Origin of the sequence: Cruoricaptor ignavus (assembly GCF_014961145.1) — a bacterium.
Classification (GTDB): Bacteria; Bacteroidota; Bacteroidia; order Flavobacteriales; family Weeksellaceae; genus Cruoricaptor; species Cruoricaptor ignavus.
On record NZ_CP063145.1, the window covers coordinates 459,238 to 475,148 of the forward strand.

The following is a 15,911-nucleotide window of genomic DNA, read 5'->3' on the forward strand; positions in this document are numbered from 1 at the left end:
ATTAAACTATTTCCGAAGTAAGCCCCCGAGAAATCAGTTTTTCATGCATAGGAATAAGTATATCGGTTGGACCAGTCTTTACTGTACATTTGCCTTTAAAATGTACAAGCAAAGTGCACTGTTGTGCTTGCTCTTCTGTATGGCCGCAAATTTCGATGAGGCATTCGATTACGAAATCGAAAGTATTAAAATCATCATTATGGAGCACTAGTCTATGAGAGTCAGTAAGGATCTCTTCCACGAGAATATCTTCTTCATATTCACGGGACGGAATTTCGTTATATTTTTCTAAAATTTTCATTAATTTTTAAAGCTTGATGAAACCTTCTGAGCCTTCTTCCAATTCTGTAACTGGTTTGTAAATAAGCTCCACAAGTTCTACGCTTTTGTTATTCATTTTCAGAATTTTAAAATCGTAATTTTGCAGAGAGAACTCTTGATTTTCTTCCGGCAAATCAGCGAGCTCATGCATAATGAATCCGGAGAGCGTCTGATAATCTCCCTCTTCAGAAAGCGGGAATGCCTTCGGCAGCTGGTCATTGATCTCTTCCAGATTTCCTGTAGACTGCACCCAGTAAACATTTTCTCCCATTTTGCTCACTATGCTGTCTTCCTCGTCTTCCTCGTCCTGAATTTCTCCCACCAATTCCTCCAGGATATCTTCGAGAGTGATAAGGCCTTCCGTACCGCCAAATTCATCAATCACAATAGCAAGGTGCTGCTTCTTCTGCTGGAAAACTTTAAGCAAATCTGAGATTTTTTTACTGCCAACCACAAAAAACGCCTCCCGCATTAAGGCCCGTAAATCCTCATGGGATAATTTTCCCTTGCATTTTATGAATTCCCGAATTATTTCTTTTGTATAAAGCACGCCTATCACATTATCGATAGAGTCCTCGTACACAGGTATGCGTGAGTAGCCGCTTTCCATCATCACCTCCATTATTGCCTCAACAGTATCTTCAATATCGATGGAAATGATATTCTGTCTCGGTACCATAATTTGCTTAGCGGTATGGTCTGTGAAATCAAATGCATTTTTAATGATTTCGTAATTTTCTTCTTCAATTTGTCCTGAATCCGCACTTTGTTTTACCAAAAGTTGTAATTCTTCTGTGGAGTGTATATCCTGTTCGCTTGCCGGATCTATTTTAATAAGCCTAAGGAAGGCATTGGAAATTCCGTTCATAGACCAGATAAACGGACGGAAAATATTATAGAAAAGCATCAAAGGCGTAGAAATAAGCATTACCGTATTTTCTGCCTTGCGTATGGCTATGGATTTTGGTACCAGTTCTCCAAATACAATATGCATTACCGTGATAATCAGGAAACTAAGGACTACAGAAATGGTGGTGATCGTTGCTCCATCGGTTTCAACACCAAAGTTTGCAAAAATTCCTTCAATAATATGGTGGAGGGCGCTCTCTCCCACCCAGCCGAGCGCGAGGGAAGCAAGGGTAATCCCCAATTGGGTTGCAGAAAGGTACGAGTCAAGATTTTTTATGATTTCTATTGCTCTTTTTGCCACCGCATCGCCTTCATCAGCCTTTAGCTGAATTTGCGAATAGCGCACTTTTACGATGGAAAATTCTGCAGCAACGAAAAACCCGTTCAGGCAAACTAAAAAGATGGCAATCAGGATTTTAAATAAATCGGAATCCATTTAAGATTTGGAATATTGGGCAAAGATAAGATAATTTCTAATCTTCCTACTCACAAAAAAAGCTGCTCTATTAGCAGCTTTTTTTCAGCAAATAAATATCTTAGGAATTTTTTAGTGCTTCCGCGCCGGAAACAATCTCGAGAATTTCATTAGTAATCGCAGCCTGGCGCGCCTTGTTATAATAAATTACCAGTTCGCTGCGTAATGCCTTGGCGTTATCCGTAGCCTTGTGCATAGCGGTCATCCGCGCACCGTGTTCGGAAGCAAGCGAATCCAGTACGGCCCTAAAAACCTGAGTTTTTATAGACTTAGGTATCAGTGTTTCAAGTAATTCATCGCGGTCTGGCTCGAAAATATAATCTGATTCAGAATTTTCATCCATTTTTTCCGGCATACGGATTGGCAGAAGCTGCTCTGTAACTACCTCCTGCGTCGCAGCGTTGATAAATTTATTATAAACCAGGTAAACTTCATCATACTTACCCTCTCTAAAATCACGCATCACTGAGGATGTCAGTTTCGAAACCTTCGAAAAGGACAGATTATCGTAAAGGTCACTCGCATTTTGAGGTACCCCTCTGCTTCTCCGCACGGCATCATAAACTTTTTTTCCAATGGTGATGATATCAGCAGCGTCTCCTCCTACTTTATTAAGATTCTGGTTAAGTTCCTTCACCACCGCAGAGTTGAAGACGCCTGCCAGTCCACGATTGGAGGTGATAGCAATATACAGTACCTTCTGAACATCGCGCTGTCTTGCATAAACAGGCGTGTTTTCTTCGGGAAGAGAAGCGCTTGCTCTCTCTATCAATTCCTGTAGTTTCTCTGAATAAGGCCGGAGCATCGTCACTGCATCCTGCGCTTTCTTCAGTTTTGCTGCAGATACCATCTTCATGGCACTCGTAATCTGCATTGTAGAAGCTATGGAAGCAATTCTGCCGCGGATTTCCTTTAAATTAGCCATTTACTCTTTGGTTAAAAATAAAGTTTGCTAAACCTGTGATTAATTATATTTTGAAGCCACATCATTGGCAGCGCTTTTAAGTACGGCTGTAATGCTGTCATCAATCTTGCCGGATTTTATGGCACTCATAGTTTCCGGATGCTGCGCTTTCAATAGTTCAACATAATCTTTTTGAAACTCCTTAACTTTATTTACAGGTACATTTTTCAGAAGGTTTTCTGTACCTGCATAAATCATCGCCACCTGATTCTCCACCGGCAGCGGCGAGTTCACCGGTTGTTTCAGCAGCTCAACATTTTTTTCACCCTTGGTAATAACGGCAAGTGTGGATGCGTCCAAATCTGAACCGAATTTCGCAAAAGCTTCAAGCTCTTTGTACTGCGCCTGATCCAGCTTCAGCGTACCAGAAACTTTCTTCATAGATTTAATCTGAGCATTACCGCCTACGCGGGAAACGGAAATACCCACATTAATTGCCGGACGAACACCAGAGTTGAACAAGTCAGATTCAAGGAAAATCTGCCCATCAGTAATGGAAATCACATTCGTCGGAATATATGCAGAAACATCGCCCGCCTGTGTCTCGATAATTGGCAGTGCAGTAAGTGATCCCCCGCCTTTTACCACAGGTTTCAGAGACTCGGGTAGATCGTTCATCTGTTTTGCGATATCATCATCTGCAATGATTTTCGCTGCACGCTCCAGAAGCCGGGAATGTAGGTAGAAAACATCACCAGGATACGCCTCACGGCCCGGAGGTCTCCTCAAAAGCAGTGACAGTTCCCTGTAGGCTACCGCCTGCTTAGATAGGTCATCGTAAACGATAAGTGCTGGCCGGCCGGTGTCGCGGAAATATTCCCCGATCGAAGCTCCCGCCATAGGCGCATATACCTGCATTGGCGTAGGGTCGGAAGCATTTGCAGCTACCACCACGGTGTATGCCAGCGCGCCTTTATCAGCAAGTGTTTGTACGATCTGTGCCACGGTAGACCCCTTCTGCCCTACTGCAACATAGATACAAAACACAGGCTGGCCGGCATCGTAAAATTCTTTTTGGTTAAGTATGGTATCAATGGCAACGGTTGTCTTACCAGTCTGGCGGTCACCGATGATAAGCTCTCTCTGGCCGCGGCCAACGGGAATCATGGAGTCAATAGCAACAATTCCGGTCTGCAATGGCTCATTCACAGGCTGCCTGAAAATTACACCAGGGGCCTTTCTTTCAAGCGGCATATCATAAAGTTCCCCCGTGATTGGGCCTTTACCGTCGATCGGGTTCCCAAGGGTATCTACTACTCTGCCGAGCAATCCTTCCCCTACTTTGATGGAGGAGATAGAGCGTGTTCTGCGCACTGTATCTCCTTCTTTTACCATTTTCGATTCGCCAAGAAGCGCAACGCCAACATTGTCTTCTTCAAGGTTTAGTACGATACCTTCCACACCAGACTCGAACCTCACCAGCTCACCATACTGCACATGTGTGAGTCCGTATACCCTTGCGATACCGTCGCCGATCATTAGTACGGTGCCAACTTCTTCTACATCAGACTGCGTATCAAAATTTGCTAATTGCTGCTTCAGTATCGCTGATACTTCTGCCGGATTTATTTCTGCCATTATAATGGTATATTTTTATTGTGAAAATTCTTTTTTTATCTTGTTCAATTTTGATTTTACTGAGGCATCCACCTGCAAATCCCCAGCTCGAAGAATATAACCCCCGATGATATCTTTATCAACATTCAGTGTTACTTCCGCATTCTCTGGATTATTGACGAGTGCTGAAGTGTTGAGAATCTTTTTAATATTTTCTTGGGATAAAGGTACCGCGCTGGTAAGCGTAATGCGCTGGACTCCTTGCATTTCCTCCACTTTTTCTATATAGGTTTCCGCAATATTTTTAATTTGGGATTCCCTGCCCTGCCGGATTACCAAATCTATAAACCGTTGCACAACAGGTGAAAACCTTGCAAATATCTGCGAAGCGGCAGCCGATTTCTTTTTGGCATCTATAAATGGAGTCTGCATAAACACAGCTAAGTCCGGGGATTTTTTAAAAATATTAACGACTTCCTTCATCTCCCCAAGCACAGCCGCAGTGGTATTCTCCTGTTCAGTAAATTCCAGCAAGCCCTGCGCGTACCTTCTTGATACCTTTGTAGAACGCATTTTTAATTAAGGTTATTTTGTGCAAGATAATTTTCAACGAGGGCATTCTGAGCCTCGCTGGCATCCAGTTTCTGTTTAAGAATCTGCTCCGCAATACTTACGGATAAGGCTCCGATCTGTGATTTCACCTCCTTCATAGCTGCAGCCTTTTCATTCTGAATGCTTATTCTCGCAGATTCAATCATTTTATCTCCTTCTTGTTTTGCAGTATCTCTCGCTTCGGCAATCATATTTTCACGAATCTTTCTGGCATCATTTAGGATAGCGTCTCGCTCCAGTTTCGCCTCGCGAAGTATTCTTTCGTTATCAGCTTTCAAGTCTTCAATTTCTTTTCTTGCAAGCTGCGCCTGATTCAGTGCGTCCTGGATGTCCTTTTCTCTCTGCCCCACTGCCGAAAGTATTGGCCTCCAGGCATATTTACCTAGAATGAAAAGCAGCATAAGGAAGACTACGGAAGTCCAGAAAATATTACCGATCGATGGTGTTAATAAGTCCATATATACGAATTAATTCTTTGTTTTAGGATTAAAAGGGATTCCGCAAACCAACCGTCTGCAGAATCCCTTAGGGTTGTTAGCCGTTACCCAGAAGAGCAACTACGATTCCGAAAAGCCCGGCACCTTCAATAAGGGCAGCCGAAATAATCATCGCAGTTTGGATTTTACCTGATTGCTCCGGTTGTCTTGCGATGCCATCCATCGCAGCGCCACCGATTCTTCCGATTCCGAGACCAACGCCAAGAACTGCAAGACCAGCTCCCAAAGCGGCAATACTACCTGCTACTACCATAACAAAAAATTTAAAATATTAGTTCTTATAAATTTGTTTTTTAATGATCATGATGAGGCTCTTCTACCGCTGATCCTATGAAAAGCGCGGTAAGCATTGTAAATATGTATGCCTGCAGCGCAGCCACCAGCACCTCTAGTATGTAGATAAAAAGCGCAAGACCTAGAGACACCGGCGTTACATAATAAGTTTGCATTATGAAAATCAGGGAAATGAGCGCCATGATGATGATATGCCCCGCCGTCATATTAGCAAAAAGACGGATCATAAGAGCAAAAGGCCGCGTAATGATGCTGAGAAGCTCGACCGGAACGAGAATCAGATAAATCAGAATTTTTCCGCCAAACGGCATATTGTTACCAAGCGGGTCAAACATATGCTGCCAGTAGGTTTTCTTCCCGCTGAAATTCACCACGAGCATCGTGAAAAGCGCCAGTGTAAAAGTGAATGCTATATTCCCCGTGGTATTTGCCGCACCAGGTATAAGACCCAGGATGTTGAGAATCCATATAAAGAGGAATAATGTAACAAGGTACGGAGTGTATTTTTTATAATAAAGTGATCCTATGTTCTGGAAAGCAATATCATCACGGACGAAAACGATTATCGGCTCTAAAAATTTAGCAACACCGCTAGGCACAGCAGATTTTTTGTAAGAAGCTGCAGCGGCAAAACCTAGTAGTAAGAGTATCAGCGCCCCTATAAGCATTTGTGCCACCACTTTTGTTATAGAAAAATCCAGCGGTATATTATCCTTTTTGATATTTCCCTGGGCATCAGACTCATATATCTTCCCATGGTCGATTTTGAAATATTTGCCGTTGCTCTCCGCCACCTGGTCTTCGTGATGGCCAAATTTAGAAGAGCTGAAAACATGAAGCCCGTCATCAAGAAGGATTACCGGAAGGCTGAAGCCTACACTGTTTTCGCCCTCGCCCCAAAGATGCCACTGATGCGAATCAGAAATATGGTGCATAATGAACGGCACAGGGTCATACCTCTCCTCACCAGCATCTGCAGCATGGGCAGCATCTTGCTGAGAAAAACATAGGACGAAGATAAAAGACAGCGCCAGCGTAAACAGTTTCTTGAAATTCATCAGAACACTCTTAATTCTTAGTGTTTGCAAAAATATAAAAATTATCTGTTCAGTAGTATATTTTCCAGCCACTTTTGTATGATAAAAATCTTATTCTCTCAACAATTTTACCGTAAAAAGCAAATCAGCGGCAATGTAAAGCCATATCAGCACGAAATATGCGATTACATTTTCCCTAAACTCTGAGTAATATACGGTGATAAAGCCCAGCGCAAACATTTTTACAATAATAAAAGCAAGATAGATGAAACCTATTTCCTTTACTTTCAGGAGGTATGCCGCGCCGCAGGTGGCGCAGAGGAGCAGCGATAAAAAGAAAATCAGGATGTGCACACGATAGCCCAGGCACAGCCAGCCAAATGCGCAGACCAGCCACTGCAAGGCAAACATCCCGCCTGCCACGGCTAAAAAACCCAGCGAGGCAGAAAGCAGTGTTTTTTTGCGGTAGACCATTCCGCAAAAGTATTTCATTTTTTCACATTTTGAAAGCTTGGCGGCTATTTGTATTTTTGCAATTATTTTAATTTTCTATGTTCGATAGCTTACAGGATAAACTCGATAAGGCGCTGCACAATATTTCTGGCCGCGGAAAAATTACCGAAATCAATGTGGCAGAAACCGTGAAGGAAATCCGCCGTGCCTTGGTGGATGCCGATGTGAATTACAAAGTGGCGAAAGACCTTACCAAAAGAGTTCAGGATAAGGCCATTGGCCAAAATGTGTTGACATCTTTGACGCCGGGACAACTGATGACGAAAATCGTCCACGATGAACTGGTGGATTTGATGGGCGGTACCCAGGAAGGTATCAACCTTTCCGGAAAACCTACGGTAATCCTGATTGCCGGACTTCAAGGTTCGGGAAAGACTACTTTTTCAGGAAAATTAGCCAATTACCTAAAACAAAAAAGAAATAAAAAACCGCTGCTGGTAGCCTGCGATGTTTACCGGCCTGCAGCTGTGGATCAGCTCAAAGTGCTTGGCAATCAGATTAATATCCCGGTTTATACGGAAGAAGGCGCCACAAATCCATCGATGATTGCAGCCAACGCCATTGAGTACGCCAGGAAAAACGGCCACGATACCGTGATTGTGGATACGGCAGGGCGGCTTGCCGTGGACGAGCAGATGATGAACGAAATCAAGTCGATTCATTATTTCATCAAACCGCAGGAAACGCTTTTCGTGGTAGATTCAATGACTGGGCAGGATGCCGTGAACACCGCTAAAGCCTTTAACGATGCGCTGAACTTCGACGGCGTGGTACTTACGAAGTTGGATGGCGATACAAGGGGCGGTGCTGCGCTCACCATTCGTTCCGTGGTGGAAAAGCCTATAAAGTTTATCTCCACCGGTGAAAAAATGGAAGCGCTCGACTTGTTCTATCCCGATAGAATGGCGGACAGGATTTTGGGAATGGGCGATGTGGTTTCCCTTGTGGAAAGGGCTCAGGAACAATTCGACGAGGAAGAAGCGCGGAAGCTCAACAAGAAAATCGCGAAGAATGAATTTGGTTTTGACGATTTCCTGAAGCAGATTCATCAAATCAAAAAAATGGGAAATATGAAGGATTTGATGGGAATGATTCCGGGCGTTGGCAAGGCCATCAAGGATGTGGATATTTCGGATGATGCGTTCAAGCACATCGAGGCCATCATCTATTCAATGACGCCGGAAGAGCGCCGAAAGCCTTCCATCATCAACACCCAGCGGAAAGCCAGAATTGCGAAAGGTTCCGGCAGAAAGCTGGAAGAGGTGAACCAACTGATGAAGCAATTTGACCAGATGGGAAAAGTGATGAAGATGATGCAGGGACCGCAGGGCAAGCAGATGATGCAGATGATGAGCAAAATGGGCAATATGCCGGGCGGAATGCCAGGAATGGGCAATCTGTTCGGACGATAAAATTTAACTTTATGGCAAAAAATAATCCCGATAAAAATATCGGGATTTTTGTTTTTTAAGAGTAAAAATTACTGTCTGTCGTTTGCAACCTGGCGAACCTTAGCAGAAGGCAGGTAGATGCTGAAACCTACACCAAGGAAAACATCATTGTTGTCAGAATCATTACCTCCACCTGTGATTCCTCTAAATTTTAGAAGACCTTCTACACTCACATTCTCAGTGATGAAATAAGAATAACCAGCACCAATACCGTATACGAAACCATTTGTAGTGTCGCCGCCGGAGCTGTTTACACCGCCCACACCTATTAGCGCTTCACCGAAGAAAGCTCCGTTTCTCAACATAGAGTCAATCTGGCTGCTAGTAAAGTAATAACGGGTGAATGGCGCAATTTCCCAGTTGGTCTGAGTGTCGCTTTCACCATTTACTTTTTGTACATCCACACCTACATGAGCACCAACTGCCCATCTGTCCTGAATGAAATAAGCAGCTCTCGGCTGAAGACTTAATGCGAAACCATTAGTAAATCTCATGTTTACCAAGTCAGAACCTACAGTCCAGTTACCTTGCTGAAGCTGCGCATTAGCTGCAGTTCCCATAAGTGCCAGAGCACCAGCTACTAATAATTTTTTCATAGTTTAAATATTTTTACAGCGCAAATCTACAAACAAATATTCTTTCTGCAAATATTCTGTTTAAAAAAAATTAAAAAAATCATAAAAAATTGCATACTACTACTCTTCTCTCAGCCTCTTCTCTTCTATATTGTAGGCAGAAATAATCTTCTTCACCACCGGGTGGCGCACTACATCGCCTTCCGTAAGGTGAACGAAGCCAATCTCTTCCACATCTTTCAGGATGCGCATCGCTTCCTTCAGCCCGGAGCTCTGTTTTGGCGGAAGGTCTATCTGGCTCGGGTCCCCGGTGATGATGAACTTCGCATTCATCCCCATCCTCGTGAGGAACATCTTCATCTGGGAATGCGTGGTATTCTGCGCCTCGTCCAGTATTACGAAAGCCTCATCCAGCGTGCGACCGCGCATAAAGGCAAGCGGCGCCACTTCTATCACCTTTTTCTCGATGTAGCCCTCCAGCTTCTCGTGGGGTATCATATCGCGGAGCGCATCATAAAGGGGCTGCAGGTACGGGTCCAGCTTCTCTTTTAGGTCGCCGGGCAGAAAGCCTAGGCTCTCCCCCGCCTCCACCGCCGGCCGGGTAAGGATGATGCGCTTCACCTCCTTTTCCTTCAGCGCGCGCACGGCAAGTGCCACGCTGGTGTAGGTTTTTCCCGTTCCCGCAGGCCCTATTGCGAAAACCATATCGCGCCTTTCGCTCTCGCGAACGAGTTTTTTCAGGTTGGTGGTTTTTGCTTTGATGACTTTGCCGTTGACGCCCTTTACGATGATATCCTGATCGAACACCAGCTGCTTTTCGAATTCATCTTTTATGCTAAGAATATTTTCTATGTCTTTTAAGCTGATGCTGTTGTTTTTTGAGATGAAGTTCACGATATCGTTCAGCTTTTTCTCAAGGATATCAAGCGTTTCACGGTTGCCCATCGCGAAAATGTAATGATCTCTTCCTGTAATTTTCAGCGTGGGGAAGGCAGATTTTATCTTGTTAAAATTCTGGTTCTGAACGCCGTAGAATATTTTAGTGTCTATGCCGGAGAGTTCATAATTCAGTTCAAACATTAAAAGATTTTAGAAATTTCAGCTCCTAAAATTAGAAATTTTTCTAAAAACGGCAATTTTAAATTTTCTGTAAATTTTATCCTATCTTTCTTATTTTTGCAAAATGCCTGTGATTACCCTTACCTCAGATTTCGGCCTTACAGACTACCGCACGGCTGCCGTGAAGGGGGCGATACTTTCCCAAAGCCCGCAGGCAGTGATCGCCGATATCTCCCACGAGATCGAGGCATACAACCTCCGGCAGGCATCCTACATCATCCACAATGCCTACCGGTACTTCCCCAAGGGTACCGTACACCTGATTGCGGTGGACAGCTTCTACCGGAAGGAGGTGCGGAGCATTGTGTACAGCGCGGACGGGCATTATTTCGTAGCTGCGGACAACGGCCTGCTAAGCCTCATTTTTTTTGATATTAATCCCGAAAGCGTGCACGAAATCACCCTGAAGCGCTTCGATGAAGAGCTGAAATCCGTGGCTACGGACATACTTGCGCCTGCTGCGGTACACCTCTCGCACGGCGGTGTGCCGGAGGTGATAGGCCGCCAGATCGATGACCCGAAAATCCTCTCCTTCCAGCGTGCCGTATACACGGGTGCGGAAAAGATGATAGTGGGCGAGGTAATGTACATAGATAATTTCGGGAATCTGGTGAGCAATATCAGCAAGAAGTTTTTTATTAACAAACTTGCCGGCCACGCGCGGTATATCGTGAAATTCCGCAACCTCGCGCTTACCTCCATCTACAACCACCACACGGAGTTTGTAAAGGACTGGGCGAATGAATCCGACTATCACGGGAAGTCCGTAGCGGTTTTCAATGAAGAAAATCTTCTGGAGCTGGTAATTTACCGCGGGAATAAAAATAACGGCGCCAAAACACTCTTCGGGATGAATGTGGGCGAAAAGGTTTATATTGAATTCTTTGACGAGTAAATTTTTTGGTATAAATAATTACACAAATACACAATTATATATTAGCAGGAAAACAGATGGCCTACTCCGTTATCAAAGCCTTGCACATCATTTTTATGGTCAGCTATTTCGCAGGGATCTTCTATCTAGTGCGTCTTATTGTCTACTATAAGGATACCGATGATTTTGACGAAACCCGCCGGAAAATCCTCCGCGAACAATACAATTTCATGGCAGCACGCCTCTGGAACATCATCACGCTGCCAGCAGGAGTACTTATGCTCGCCTTCGGTATCGTAATGATTGTGATGAATCCAGGCTTGCTTTCCGTGCCGTGGTTTCATTTGAAACTTACATTCCTGCTTGCCCTCGCAGCCTACCACGCTTGGTGCTGGAAGATGGTACGGCTCATAAAAAATTTAAACGGAGAAAACCTGCCTAAAGACAACCTGAAACTGCGTATGGCAAACGAATTTGCAACCCTGATTCTCTTCGCTGTGGTTTTCACGGTGATTCTCAAGAATCTGGCACTTGAGCACTGGTGGCAGCTCCTCCTGGGTTTTGCGGGCTTTGTGGTTCTTATAATGGCAACCGTGCGGCTTGTAAACCGAAGAAAAAATAAATCCAATAGCTGATGAAGCCAATTTTTAAAAAAGAATTGTGGAACTATCTGGGCAGCTACACGGCGTGGACGGCCTTTGCTGCGTTCAGCCTCGTGAGTGCCGCGTTCCTTTTTTTCTTCAGTAATGATTTCAACCTTCTGGATATCGGGGCAGCCTCTCTGCAAAGCTATTTCGTGCTTGCCCCCTGGATTTTGATGTTTGTAATTCCCGCACTTACTATGCGCAGCATCGCGGAGGAGCAGCAAACCGGCACGCTTCAGTTCCTTTTCACTTTGCCCGTGAAACTGTCGGACATTGTTCTGGGTAAATTTCTCGCCGTTTGGCTCATAGGGCTTCTGTGCCTCCTACCCTCCCTAATGCACCTTTGCACTATCCATTTTTTGGGCATCCCCAATGGCAACTGGGATTTTGGCGCTACATTTGGCAGCTATTTAGGGCTCACGCTCCTTACCGGCGCCTTTTCTGCGCTTGGCATCCTTTGCTCCGCGCTCTCCTCCAGCCAGGTCTTAGCCTACCTCCTCGGGCTTCTGCTATGCTTTACGATGTATTTCGGGATCGAGCAGCTCGCCAATTTTTCGCTGCTAGGAAGTGCGGATTTTTTCCTGCGGAACCTGGGTTTTTATTATCATTTTCAAGGATTTACCAGGGGGCTGATCGACAGCAGAGACCTCTTCTACTTTGTACTGATGATTTTGCTGAACCTCCTTCTGGCAGGCTGGATTTTGAAAAGAAAAAAATGAAGAAAACTACCCTACCTTATATTTTTTTAATCCTGATCTCCCTGCTGGGAGCGGCTGGGGTTTTTAAATTCCGTCTGGACCTCACGGCAGACCGGCGGTACACGCTCTCCGATACATCCGAAAATATTTTAACACAGATTAAACATCCTCTTCGGTTCGAAGTTTATCTCGAAGGCGATTTCCCTGCCAACTTCAAGCAACTGCAGTCGGAGACAAAATTTATGCTGGAAGAATTCCGAAGAATTAATCCCAATATCAGTTTTAAATTTACTGATCCTGTAAAAAATAAAATGTCCAAAGACACGCTGATGGCGATGGGGATGCAGCCATCGGTGCTCCCAGATGTGCGGGACGGCAGGATTTCGCAGATTGTACTCTTCCCCTATGCCGTTGTCAAGTACGAAGGCAGAGGAATTTCCGTGCCGCTGATTTCTCAGCAGCAGAATGTAAACGCCGATGAACAGCTGAACCGCTCGATCGAGAATTTGGAATACAGCCTGATTTCCGCGATAAAAAATGTGGCGCGAACTGAACGGAAAAACATCGGCATCCTCGTAAACCACGATGAACTTCGGCCGGATGAATTCCAGGGTTTTATGGAAATGGCAACGGAAAATTACAACGCCTTTCCCATCATCCCGAAAAACCTTCAGGAACTGACTTTGGATGATTTCCCGAACCTTGCAAGAACGCAGGCACTGGTAATTGCAAAACCGCGGAAAGCCTTTAGCGATGACGAAAAACTGCTGCTGGACCAATACATAATGAAGGGCGGAAAAACGCTGTGGATGCTGGATGCGGTGAATGCTGAGATGGATACGCTGATGCGCTCGAAGAAAATGGTGGCGATGCCGATAGACCTGAATCTTGGCGATTTTTTCTTCAATTATGGATTGCGAATAAATCCGTCTTTGGTAAAAGATTTTAAAAAATTCGCATTACTACGCTTGGTAACCGGCGAAATCAGCGGCAATCCGCAATATATGAGTTTGCCGTGGCCTTATTTTACGCTGGGCATCGACGAAGCCAACCACCCAATCACGCGAAACATCAACCCTGTGAAATTTGAGTTCCCAACTTCCATCGATACGCTTGGAAGACCGGGGATAAAAACGCGGGTGCTGTATGAATCGTCCGACAGAACGACGCTGAAACAGGTGCCGAATTTTGTGGATCTGAAGGAAATTGCCAGCGTGGATTCTTTGGGAATGAATGAAAAACCGAGCACGCCGAAAATCTATGCTGTGGCATTGGAAGGCCAATTTCCTTCTGCCTATGCTACGAGAATGCAGCGCAATACTTTCCCGAACTTTTCTGCGAAAAGCCCTGAAAACAGGATGATTGTAATTGCGGACGGTGATGTGGGCAGGAACAAAATGGTGCGCGGCGAAGCTTTGCCTTTGGGAATGGATGTGTTAACAAATGAGCAGTTCGGGAACGAGCAGTTTTTGCGCAATGCTTTGGATTGGCTTTTGGACGATGCCAACTTGATTGATTTGCGGAACCGCAATATTGAGGCACGGCTCTTGGACCGCAGAAGAATCAGCGAGGAAAGGGCGTTTTGGCAATGGCTGAATTTGTTGCTGCCGCTGTTTGTGATAGGAATCTTCGGCGCAAGTTTGTTTTATTTCCGAAGAAAATTTTCCCGGTAATTTTACACATCAACATCCTTAATAAAATCTTCAAATTCGTAGAAAAATCTTTCGAAACCGTCCATTTTCTCAACGAAAAATTCGAAGATTTCTCGCCAGCTATCTTTATTGTAGATGGATACGCCGTGCTTTTCCACCCAAAATCTGGAAATCGTTTTGCCGTTTTCCAAAGTGTAAAATTCATTCTTCTGAAAATCGCCAACATAATCGGCAAGCATATTTTCCAGCGACCAAATTTTATCGTAATAGGCTTTGCGTAAGGCTTCGTCCTTCATTTCAATTTCCAAGGAAACTTCCGCCTTTTTGTTATCGGCAAAAAATTTAAATGAAAAATCCTTAATCTTCGTGTCGTACAGCAGCCATTTTCTCGGAAAAGCCTTTCCGAAAATCGTCCAGAATTCCGTTTTCAGCTGCTGCGCTTCCTGTCTTGAAAACATTTCTGAAATAGCAAAATCCTTCATCTCTGAAGGATTTTGCTAAAATTTATGTTAAAATTAAATTACGCCCAATTCCTTCCCTACTTTTTCGAAGCCTGCAATAGCCCTGTCCAGCTGCTCTTTGGTGTGCGCCGCCGAAAGCTGCACCCTGATTCTTGCCTTGCCTTTCGGAACAACCGGGTAGAAAAACCCGATGACATAGATGCCTTCGTCCATCAGCATTTCAGCCATTTTTTGCGCTAAAGGTGCGTCGTAAAGCATCACGGGAACAATTGCCGCATCGCCATCCGGAATGTCGAAACCCTTGACTTTCATCTCATTACGGAAATATTCCGCATTTTCCATCACGCTGTCTCTCAGCGAAGTATCCGCAGAAACCAGGTCGAGAACTTTCATCGCCGCACCCACAATTCCTGGCGCCAAAGAATTCGAAAAAAGATAAGGCCGAGACCTTTGCCGAAGCATATCGATAATTTCCTTTTTGCCGGAAGTAAAACCGCCCAATGCACCGCCCAAAGCTTTGCCCAGCGTAGAAGTGATGATATCCACCCTGCCCATTACATCATTTGCCTCGTGCGTTCCGCGACCAGTTTTCCCGATAAATCCTGTGGCGTGAGAATCATCCACCATTACCAGAGCATCGTATTTTTCTGCCAAATCACAAATGCCTTTCAGATTGGCAACGATGCCATCCATTGAAAAAACGCCGTCAGTCACGATAATTTTAAAGCGGTGGTTCTGATTGGAAGCAGCCTTCAGTTGCGCTTCCAAATCCTCCATATCATTGTTTTTGTATCTGTAACGCGCTGCTTTACAGAGCCTTACGCCATCGATGATGGAGGCGTGATTGAGCTCGTCGGAAATAATAGCATCTTCCGCCGTGAAAAGCGGCTCGAAAACGCCACCGTTTGCATCGAAGCACGCCGCGTAAAGAATCGTGTCTTCCATTCCCAAAAAGTCGGAAATTTTTTCCTCCAATTCTTTGTGGATGTCCTGAGTTCCGCAGATAAAGCGGACGGAGGACATCCCGTAGCCACGCTTCTGAATCATATCTTGCGACGCCTTCATCACTTCAGGATGATTCGCCAAGCCAAGATAATTATTGGCGCAGAAATTTAGCAGCGTTTTTCCGTTGGCTTCAATTTCCGCCGATTGTTGCGAAGTAATGATGCGCTCTCTTTTGTACAGTCCGTCGTTATCAATGCTCTGCAATTCGTTTTGCAGATTTTTCAAAAATTTTTCAGAAATCATAAAATTTTTT

Annotated in this window: 18 protein-coding genes; 5 read left to right on the plus strand and 13 right to left on the minus strand. The window is 44.7% G+C overall.

The window, feature by feature from the left end; translation table 11 throughout:
* Position 1 precedes the first annotated feature (1 nt).
* From IMZ16_RS02085 to IMZ16_RS02125, 9 genes are all read right to left on the minus strand, one after another.
* Positions 2–301, minus strand: coding sequence for an ATP-dependent Clp protease adaptor ClpS (locus IMZ16_RS02085; RefSeq protein WP_193440289.1), 300 nt, complete (start codon positions 299–301; stop codon positions 2–4).
* Positions 302–307: 6 nt separating this feature from the next.
* Positions 308–1,666: a hemolysin family protein gene (locus tag IMZ16_RS02090; protein WP_073179479.1), complete on the minus strand. Its 1,359-nt coding sequence runs from the start codon at positions 1,664–1,666 to the stop codon at positions 308–310.
* 100 nt (positions 1,667–1,766) lie between these two features.
* Positions 1,767–2,630 carry an ATP synthase F1 subunit gamma gene (atpG, locus tag IMZ16_RS02095; protein ID WP_193440290.1) on the minus strand — a complete coding sequence of 288 codons (864 nt, stop codon included), beginning with the start codon at positions 2,628–2,630 and terminating at the stop codon, positions 1,767–1,769.
* Between the two features lie 39 nt (positions 2,631–2,669).
* Positions 2,670–4,247 carry a F0F1 ATP synthase subunit alpha gene (gene atpA, locus IMZ16_RS02100; protein ID WP_193440291.1) on the minus strand — a complete coding sequence of 526 codons (1,578 nt, stop codon included), beginning with the start codon at positions 4,245–4,247 and terminating at the stop codon, positions 2,670–2,672.
* A gap of 15 nt (positions 4,248–4,262) precedes the next feature.
* Positions 4,263–4,799 carry an ATP synthase F1 subunit delta gene (gene atpH / locus IMZ16_RS02105; RefSeq protein WP_193440292.1) on the minus strand — a complete coding sequence of 179 codons (537 nt, stop codon included), beginning with the start codon at positions 4,797–4,799 and terminating at the stop codon, positions 4,263–4,265.
* 2 nt (positions 4,800–4,801) lie between these two features.
* Positions 4,802–5,296, minus strand: a complete 495-nt coding sequence (locus tag IMZ16_RS02110; RefSeq protein ID WP_073179471.1) for a F0F1 ATP synthase subunit B — start codon at positions 5,294–5,296, stop codon at positions 4,802–4,804.
* 76 nt (positions 5,297–5,372) lie between these two features.
* A complete protein-coding gene (gene atpE, locus IMZ16_RS02115) occupies positions 5,373–5,588 on the minus strand; it encodes an ATP synthase F0 subunit C (RefSeq protein ID WP_073179469.1) in 216 nt (71 codons plus the stop codon).
* 40 nt (positions 5,589–5,628) lie between these two features.
* Positions 5,629–6,687: a F0F1 ATP synthase subunit A gene (atpB, locus tag IMZ16_RS02120; protein WP_193440293.1), complete on the minus strand. Its 1,059-nt coding sequence runs from the start codon at positions 6,685–6,687 to the stop codon at positions 5,629–5,631.
* A gap of 90 nt (positions 6,688–6,777) precedes the next feature.
* Positions 6,778–7,140, minus strand: coding sequence for a hypothetical protein (locus IMZ16_RS02125; protein WP_193440294.1), 363 nt, complete (start codon positions 7,138–7,140; stop codon positions 6,778–6,780).
* 77 nt (positions 7,141–7,217) lie between these two features.
* Between IMZ16_RS02125 and ffh the strand changes: the two genes are divergently transcribed.
* On the plus strand, positions 7,218–8,591 hold the full coding sequence (gene ffh, locus IMZ16_RS02130; RefSeq protein WP_193440295.1) for a signal recognition particle protein: 1,374 nt from the start codon (positions 7,218–7,220) through the stop codon (positions 8,589–8,591).
* Positions 8,592–8,659: 68 nt separating this feature from the next.
* On the opposite strand, the gene IMZ16_RS02135 is transcribed toward ffh, so the two are convergent.
* Both IMZ16_RS02135 and IMZ16_RS02140 read right to left on the minus strand, forming a co-directional pair.
* Positions 8,660–9,190 carry a hypothetical protein gene (locus IMZ16_RS02135; protein WP_227411545.1) on the minus strand — a complete coding sequence of 177 codons (531 nt, stop codon included), beginning with the start codon at positions 9,188–9,190 and terminating at the stop codon, positions 8,660–8,662.
* 135 nt (positions 9,191–9,325) lie between these two features.
* Complete coding sequence (locus IMZ16_RS02140) at positions 9,326–10,285, minus strand: PhoH family protein (protein ID WP_073179460.1); 960 nt, start codon at positions 10,283–10,285, stop codon at positions 9,326–9,328.
* A 103-nt stretch (positions 10,286–10,388) separates the two neighbouring features.
* Here IMZ16_RS02140 and IMZ16_RS02145 point away from each other — a divergent pair, with 103 nt between their 5' ends.
* From IMZ16_RS02145 to gldG, 4 genes are read left to right on the plus strand one after another with little or no spacing between them, the layout of a single operon-like run.
* A complete protein-coding gene (locus IMZ16_RS02145) occupies positions 10,389–11,219 on the plus strand; it encodes an SAM hydrolase/SAM-dependent halogenase family protein (RefSeq protein ID WP_073179458.1) in 831 nt (276 codons plus the stop codon).
* 56 nt (positions 11,220–11,275) lie between these two features.
* Entirely contained in the window at positions 11,276–11,833 is a 558-nt protein-coding gene (locus IMZ16_RS02150) for a CopD family protein (RefSeq protein WP_193440296.1), read from the plus strand.
* A complete protein-coding gene (locus IMZ16_RS02155; RefSeq protein WP_193440297.1) occupies positions 11,833–12,561 on the plus strand; it encodes an ABC transporter permease subunit in 729 nt (242 codons plus the stop codon). Before IMZ16_RS02150 ends, IMZ16_RS02155 begins: the two co-directional genes overlap by 1 nt.
* Positions 12,558–14,213, plus strand: coding sequence for a gliding motility-associated ABC transporter substrate-binding protein GldG (gene gldG, locus IMZ16_RS02160; RefSeq protein ID WP_193440298.1), 1,656 nt, complete (start codon positions 12,558–12,560; stop codon positions 14,211–14,213). Before IMZ16_RS02155 ends, gldG begins: the two co-directional genes overlap by 4 nt.
* Positions 14,214–14,215: 2 nt before the next feature.
* On the opposite strand, the gene IMZ16_RS02165 is transcribed toward gldG, so the two are convergent.
* Positions 14,216–14,650 (minus strand): DUF4268 domain-containing protein, encoded by a 435-nt coding sequence (locus tag IMZ16_RS02165; RefSeq protein WP_193440773.1) that lies wholly within the window; start codon positions 14,648–14,650, stop codon positions 14,216–14,218.
* A 57-nt stretch (positions 14,651–14,707) separates the two neighbouring features.
* Positions 14,708–15,901: a glycine C-acetyltransferase gene (gene kbl, locus IMZ16_RS02170; RefSeq protein WP_193440299.1), complete on the minus strand. Its 1,194-nt coding sequence runs from the start codon at positions 15,899–15,901 to the stop codon at positions 14,708–14,710.
* Positions 15,902–15,911 lie beyond the last annotated feature (10 nt).